Raw genomic sequence first — 6,702 nt, forward strand, 5'->3', positions numbered from 1 at the left:
CAGGCCTGCCGGCGAAGCAGCAACCCTGGGCGCGGAACTGTGGGGCGCGGGTTCAGTAGCGGTAGTGGTCGGACTTGTAGGGGCCTTCCAGCGGCACGTTGATGTAGGCGGCCTGCTCGGGGGTGAGCTCGGTGAGTCGGGCGCCGATCTTGTCGAGGTGGAGGCGGGCCACCATCTCGTCGAGGTGCTTGGGCAGCACGTACACCTCCTTGCCGTAGTGGTCCCCTTTGGTGAACAGCTCGATCTGAGCCAGCACCTGGTTGGTGAAGGAGTTGCTCATCACGAAGCTGGGGTGGCCGGTGGCGCAGCCCAGGTTCACCAGCCGGCCTTCCGCCAGCAGAATGATCTTGTTGCCGCTGGGCAGCAGCACGTGATCCACTTGGGGCTTGATGTTGTCCCAGGGGTACTGCTTCAGGGAAGCCACGTCGATCTCGTTATCGAAGTGGCCGATGTTGCACACGATCGCCTGATCCCGCATCTGGATCAGGTGGTCGTGGGTGATCACGCGGAAGTTGCCGGTGGCCGTCACGAAGATGTCCACATCCCCCACCACGTCGTCGAGACGGACGACCCGGTAGCCCTCCATCGCCGCCTGCAGCGCGCAGATCGGATCGACTTCGGCGATCATCACGCTGGCACCGAGGCCACGCAGCGACTGGGCGGAACCCTTGCCCACATCGCCATAGCCGATCACCAGGGCCACCTTGCCGGCCACCATCACATCGGTGGCGCGCTTGATGCTGTCGACCAGGGATTCGCGGCAGCCATAGAGGTTGTCGAACTTGCTCTTGGTGACGGAGTCGTTCACGTTGATGGCAGGGAACGGCAGTTCACCGCTCTTCTGCATCTGATAGAGACGCGCCACACCCGTGGTGGTTTCCTCGGTGACGCCCTGGATCTGGGCGTGGATGCGCGAATAGAAGCCGGGCTGGGCGGCCAGGCGTTGACGGATCGACTGGAAAAGGGCGATCTCCTCTTCGCTGCCGGGGTTGTCCAGCACCGAGGGGTCCTGCTCCGCCTTGGTGCCGAGCACCACCAGGCCGGTGGCATCACCACCGTCGTCGAGGATCATGTTGGGCGTGCCGCCGTCGGCCCACTCCAGGATCCGGTGGGTGAAGGCCCAGTATTCATCCAGGGTTTCGCCCTTGAAGGCGAACACCGGGATGCCGGCTTCCGCCATCGCGGCGGCAGCGTGATCCTGGGTGGAGAAGATGTTGCAGGAGGCCCAGCGCACTTCAGCGCCGAGAGCCACCAGGGTTTCGATCAGAACGGCTGTCTGGATCGTCATATGCAGGCTGCCGGCAATGCGGGCACCCTTGAGCGGTTGCTGGCTGCCGTACTTCTCACGCAGCGCCATCAGACCAGGCATCTCGGTTTCAGCGATCGCGATCTCCTTGCGGCCCCAGGCGGCAAGGCCGAGATCGGCGATCACATACGACGACGGCGTGGACAGTCCGGTTGCGGCGGCAGCCGAAACGGACGTGGCAGCTGAAGGCGTGGCCAGCATGGGGAAGCTCCGAAGGGAGAAGGATTGGGGATGTGGAAATATCTGCAGAGACGCCGAGGCTTCGGGCTCGCTTAAAGGGAATCTACAGGGATGGAACAGTCTGCTGAGATCCGGGTGTGCCATCTGGCCGATGCGGCAGCCACGGCGGCGCTCGGGCGGGAGCTGGCGTCGCTGCTGTTGAACGGCGGCGGTGCTGCCAGCGGCGCAGCCCCTCCCACTCTGCTGCTGCAGGGGGAACTGGGGGCCGGCAAGACCTGCCTGGTGCAGGGTCTGGCCCTGGCGCTGGGAATCGACGAACCGATCACGAGCCCCACCTTCGCCCTGGCCCAGCACTACAGCGGCCGGGGCGCTGACGGCGAGCCCCATGCCCTCGTCCATCTGGATCTCTACCGGCTGGAGCAGCCGGCCGCCGCCGCCGAACTGTTCGCCCAGGAGGAGGAGGAAGCCGGCGCCCTGGGGGCGGTGCTGGCGGTGGAGTGGCCCGAACGGCTGCCGTGGCTGCCCGATGGCGCCTGGCGGCTGGAGCTCCAGCACGACGGGGACAGGCGCCGGGCAGTGCTGCGACCGCCGCACTCAGCCGCCTGAAGGCCTCAACTCCGTGAACAACCGGGCCGTAGGCGACCTCCAGCTCCGCCCCGGGCCGTGTCCAGGATGCGCTGCAGCCGATCGGGATTGACCGGCTCGACATACCCGGGGGGTGCTCATAGGGCGCCGGTGCCCGCAGCACTCTCACCCAGAACGGCCAGAACCTGCTGCTCGCTCGGCTGGGGATCAATGGCGCCGGCACCCTGGCAAACCAATGCACCGCAGGCGGCTGCAAAGCGCAGAACCTGCTCCACGGCGCTGACGACCACCGGCTCTTGCAGCAGCCCCGGCCGGCCCACCAACTGGTGCAGCAGGCCCGCCAGGAAGGCATCACCAGCACCGGTGGTGTCGATGGCGGCCACAGCCACGGAGGGCAGCCGGCCACCGCAGGCTCCCACCGCCCAATCGATCGGCTGGGGCCCATCGGTGATCAGCACGGCGGGCCGCTGCGGCAGGGCCCGGCGCACGACTGTGGCGTTGGCGCTGCCGAACAGCCAGAGGGCTTCCTCACGGCTGCACTTGAGCAGGGCCGCCTGCGTCAGCAAGGGCTCAAGCCGCTGCCGCACCGCCGGCGGCGGGCCCTGCTCAGCGCCGAGCCCCCAGAAGGTGGGCCGCCAGTTGACGTCAAGCGCCAGCGGCAAGCCATGCGCCCCGGCAGCCAGCAGCAGCTCCTGCAGCGCCGCTGCCGCCGCAGCGGAAGCCAGCGGAATCGTGCCGCAAAGGAGCCAGCGGGCCTGGGCCAGCAGCGGCGCCAACGCCCCGGCCAGCGCCGCGGCATCGATCGCCTGATCAGCGAAGCCCTCACCCCGGTCGCCGGCGAAGCCGCCGAAGTGGCGCTCACCTGCGGCATCGCGCCGCACCAGCACCGTGCGGCTCGGGCGCAGCGGATCGCACTGCAGCGCACTGGTATCCACCCCCCGCTCCAGCAACAGAGCGCGGAAGGCGGCGCCGATGCGGTCGTCGCCCAGGCGGCCGATCAGCGCGGCGCCGGTGCCGAGCCGCGCCAGGGCGCAGGCCACATTGGCCGGGGCACCGCCGAGCCTGTCGTCGACCGGAATGTCATGGGCCGGATCGCCGCCGGGCAGGCCGAGCCGATCAACGAGCGCTTCGCCGAAGCAGAGCACCCGGGCAGGGGAAGACACCGTCACGGCAGGCTCGCGCTCAGTTCTCTCCACACTCGCCGGTGGGCCCGGAGGCCGCCACGGGCGCCGCGCCGGCCAGCCGCTCCAGCAGCGCCGCGATGATGCGCGCATTGGCGGCAGGAAAGGGGAAGGCCGCCAGCCCCTCCGGCTCCACCCAACGCACCTGCTGACTGGCCAGGGGCTGCGGATCTCCCGCCAGCCAGCGGCAGAGATGCACCACGAAGCGGAGACGCTTATGGCTGTAGCTGTGCTCCAGGGTGATCAGCTCCTCGCCCACCTCCGCCTCGATCGCCAGCTCCTCACGCAGTTCGCGGGCGATGGTGGCCGCGATCGCTTCGCCCGGCTCCTGCTTGCCGCCGGGGAATTCCCACAGCCCCCCCAACAGCCCCTCCGGCAGGCGCTGATCGATCAGCACCCGGCCGCGCCCATCCAGCACCACCCCCACGCCGATCACTTGAAAGGGCAGCGGCCGGGGGGCGTCCTTCACGGGGTAGCGGGCGGGGTCGCCGGCAGCGTAAGCAGCGCATGAGTTCCGCCAGGGGCAGCGGCCGCAGTCGGGAGAACGGGGGGTGCAGACCGTGGCGCCCAGGTCCATCAGAGCCTGGTTGAAGGCCCGGGGCCGCTGCCGGTCGAGCAGCAGCTCGCTCAGCCGCCAGAACCCGGCAAGCTCCCGTTTCGGCGGGCGGGGAGCGGCGATCAGGCGCGCCAGCACCCGCGCCGCGTTGCCGTCGAGAATCGCGAAGGGTTGATCGAAGGCCGAGGAAAGAATGCTGCCGGCGGTGCTGCGGCCGACGCCGCTCAGCGCCAGCCAGCCAGCCAGGTCACGGGGCCAGGGGTCGGCGCCGGGGGCGCTGGCATCAAGCAACTGCCGCGCCCCCTGCTGCAGGCGACGCGCCCGCCCGTAGTAGCCCAGGCCCTGCCAGAGCAGCAGCACCTGCTGGGGGTCGGCGGCGGCCAGGGCCGGCAGGTCCGGGAAGGCCGACATCCAGCGCTGCCAGTAGGGCAGGGCCACAGCCAGCTGGGTCTGCTGGAGCATCACCTCCGCCACCCACACCCTCAACGGATCGAGGGGCTCCCCATCCAGTGGCGGGCGGCCATCGGACCGCAGCTTCCACGGCATGCTGTGGCGCCCGTGCCGCTCCCCCCAGGCCAGCAGGGCGGCACGCAGCTGCTGCAGGGGTAAGTGCTCCTTCCTCTCTGCCCAGCCAGCATCACGCCGCCCTGCCATCAGCAATCGGTAGCCGCCGCTGCCCGCTGACGGGCCAGGGCCGCGGCGCTGAACACCAGGGCCATGAGCAAGTACCCGAGCGCCCAGCGTCCGCCCGTGCCCCAGCCCATCTGCAGCACGGTGTCGGCTGCGGTGAAGCGCCAGGCGTGAATCAGCCCGAACCAGGAGGCCAGCGCCGCCAGGCCGGCAGCGATCGCCGCCGCCACGAACCGCTGCTCGATCACGTACACCACCATGGCCGCCAGCAACATCGCGGCCACGATCTGCCCCTGTTCCAGAGCGAAGGCACCGGCCGCCCACACATCAGCCTGCTGCAGTGGCACCAGCAGGGCCGGACCGAAGGGCTCGGCGGCGCTGCCGGCGCCACCGGCCCGCAGGCCGGCCTTCAGCAGCAGGGCGCCCCAGCCCGCCAGGCCGGGCAGCAGGCCGAGCACCACCGCCGGCGCATGGGCGGCGGGCGTGGCCTGGAAGCTCTGGGCGGCGATCACCAGGCCGATGTAGAGCACGATCGCCATGCCGGCTTCGATCGGCACCAGCTGACCCACCAGGCCGAACACGCCGAACAGGCAACCCAGCCCCATCACCACGCCATTCAGCCACGAGTAGCCGATCCGGGCCCCCATGCCCTTCCAGCCGGGATGGCCGATGTAGATGGTGGTGGGGAAGCAGGAGCCAAGGGCAGCGGCCACGATCGTGCCCACCCCGTTGATCAGCAGGGAACTCTTCACCGGGTAGCGATCACCGGCGGCTTCGGCGCTCTCCAGGTTCTGCAGCGACCCCAGCAGGTTGAACAACCCCATTGGCACGATCACGCCGAGCCAGGGCAACAGCTGCCCGCGCGCCTGCCACAGCGCAGCCAGTTGCAGGGGCGGCAGATGCAGGCCCACCTGAGCGGCGTTCGTCTGCCAGGTGAGGGCATCGATCGACACCAGGCCCGTCGCGGCCGCCAGCACGATCCCGAGCAGCACCGCGATCAGGCCACCGGGCAGGGGCAGGCGCAGCTGGCCGTAGTAGGTGACAAGAATCACCGCCAGCACCGCCAGACCCACCACCGGCTGGGCATAGGTGCGCAGCAGGAACCCCAGTGCGATGTAGCCCAGGGCAATGCCGGCCAGGGTGGAGAGCAGCGCCGCCCGTGGCAGCCAGCGCCGCAGGCCCCCCACCAGCCAGGCCCCGCCCGCCTCGATCAGGCCTGAACCCAGGCAGGCCATCAGACCCGCCTGCCACGAGAGACGCACCGCCTCAGCCTCCGGCAGCCCCTGACCCAGCGCTGCCAGCTTCACCGGCAGCATCACCAGGAACGCGTAGGCGAACAGGCTGACCGTGTTGATGCCGTAAGGAAGGGCGGTGCGATCGCCACGGCCCTCGCGCTGGGCCAGGCGGAAGGCCTGCCAGGCGTAGGCCCCGTTGCCCACCACCAGGCTGAGGCCAGCCGCCGGCAGGATCACCTGAAAGATGAGGGCATCGGGGAAGCCGAGCACGCCGCGGCAGAGGCCAAGGATCAGCAGGATCTGGATCAGGTTGTCGAGGCCGAGGCCCATCAGGCCGTCGATATCGCCGGCCACCAGCCAGCGGGGTCCGGAGCTGGCCATGGGCCAAGAGGCAGACGGTGGCTGCATGATCGCCCGGATGCAGCAGCAGGACAGCTCCGGTGCCCTGCGGCGCACCGGAAGTCATCGCTCCCAGGGCAGGGCCGGCAGCTGGCCCTGAGCCAGACGCTCGGTTGGCCCTCAGCTGGCCACGTAGTCCTCCACGCTTTCGCTGAAGCGGCGCAGGCTGGCGAGGCCATCACGCTCGAGGTTGCGCACGCGGTCGCGGCTCATGCCGAGGATGCGGCCGATGCCGGTGAGGCTCATCGGTTCTTCCACATCGATGCCGTAACGCATCTTCAGCACATCGCGCTGCAACCCCGGCAGTTGCTCCAGCAGTGCCCGCATATCCCCCCTCAGGCATTCGCTGTCCACGCTCTCCTCCGGCAGCGTGCCGTCCCCCTGCAGCAGATCCAGCAGCTCCGTATCTTCCCCGTCGCCCACCTTCGTTTCCAGGCTCACCGGCTGCCGTGCCCGGCACAGCAGATCCTTCACCTCCTCCTCCGGCAGCTCCACCGCCACCGCCAGCTCACTCAGCGTGGGCGTGCGGCCCAGCTCCTGGCTCAGCTCACGCTGACCCTTCTTCAGCTTGTTCAGCGTTTCGGTGATGTGGATCGGCAGACGGATCGTCCGGCTCTTCTCCGCAATCGC

Annotated in this window: 6 protein-coding genes; 1 reads left to right on the top strand and 5 read right to left on the bottom strand. The window is 69.6% G+C overall.

What is annotated here, in order from left to right; genetic code table 11:
* Positions 1-52: 52 nt before the first annotated feature.
* A complete protein-coding gene (gene ahcY / locus KQ303_RS06935; RefSeq protein ID WP_259729735.1) occupies positions 53-1,507 on the bottom strand; it encodes an adenosylhomocysteinase in 1,455 nt (484 codons plus the stop codon).
* 90 nt (positions 1,508-1,597) lie between these two features.
* Here ahcY and tsaE point away from each other — a divergent pair, with 90 nt between their 5' ends.
* The gene (tsaE, locus tag KQ303_RS06940) at positions 1,598-2,092 is read left to right on the top strand and encodes a tRNA (adenosine(37)-N6)-threonylcarbamoyltransferase complex ATPase subunit type 1 TsaE (protein WP_255100542.1); all 495 of its coding nucleotides are present in this window, start codon (positions 1,598-1,600) and stop codon (positions 2,090-2,092) included.
* A gap of 116 nt (positions 2,093-2,208) precedes the next feature.
* Here tsaE and KQ303_RS06945 read toward each other — a convergent pair whose 3' ends face one another.
* The 4 genes from KQ303_RS06945 to KQ303_RS06960 form a co-directional block, all read right to left on the bottom strand.
* Positions 2,209-3,234 (bottom strand): carbohydrate kinase, encoded by a 1,026-nt coding sequence (locus KQ303_RS06945; RefSeq protein ID WP_259729741.1) that lies wholly within the window; start codon positions 3,232-3,234, stop codon positions 2,209-2,211.
* A gap of 19 nt (positions 3,235-3,253) precedes the next feature.
* The gene (gene mutT, locus KQ303_RS06950; protein ID WP_259729736.1) at positions 3,254-4,462 is read right to left on the bottom strand and encodes an 8-oxo-dGTP diphosphatase MutT; all 1,209 of its coding nucleotides are present in this window, start codon (positions 4,460-4,462) and stop codon (positions 3,254-3,256) included.
* Complete coding sequence (locus KQ303_RS06955; protein ID WP_259729737.1) at positions 4,462-6,054, bottom strand: NCS2 family permease; 1,593 nt, start codon at positions 6,052-6,054, stop codon at positions 4,462-4,464. The genes mutT and KQ303_RS06955 overlap by 1 nt, the downstream gene beginning before the upstream one ends.
* A gap of 138 nt (positions 6,055-6,192) precedes the next feature.
* On the bottom strand, positions 6,193-6,702 hold a 510-nt coding region (locus KQ303_RS06960; protein ID WP_311134133.1), incomplete at its 5' end, for a sigma-70 domain-containing protein.

Source organism: Synechococcus sp. CS-1333 (assembly GCF_025128015.1).
GTDB lineage: Bacteria > Cyanobacteriota > Cyanobacteriia > PCC-6307 > Cyanobiaceae > MW101C3.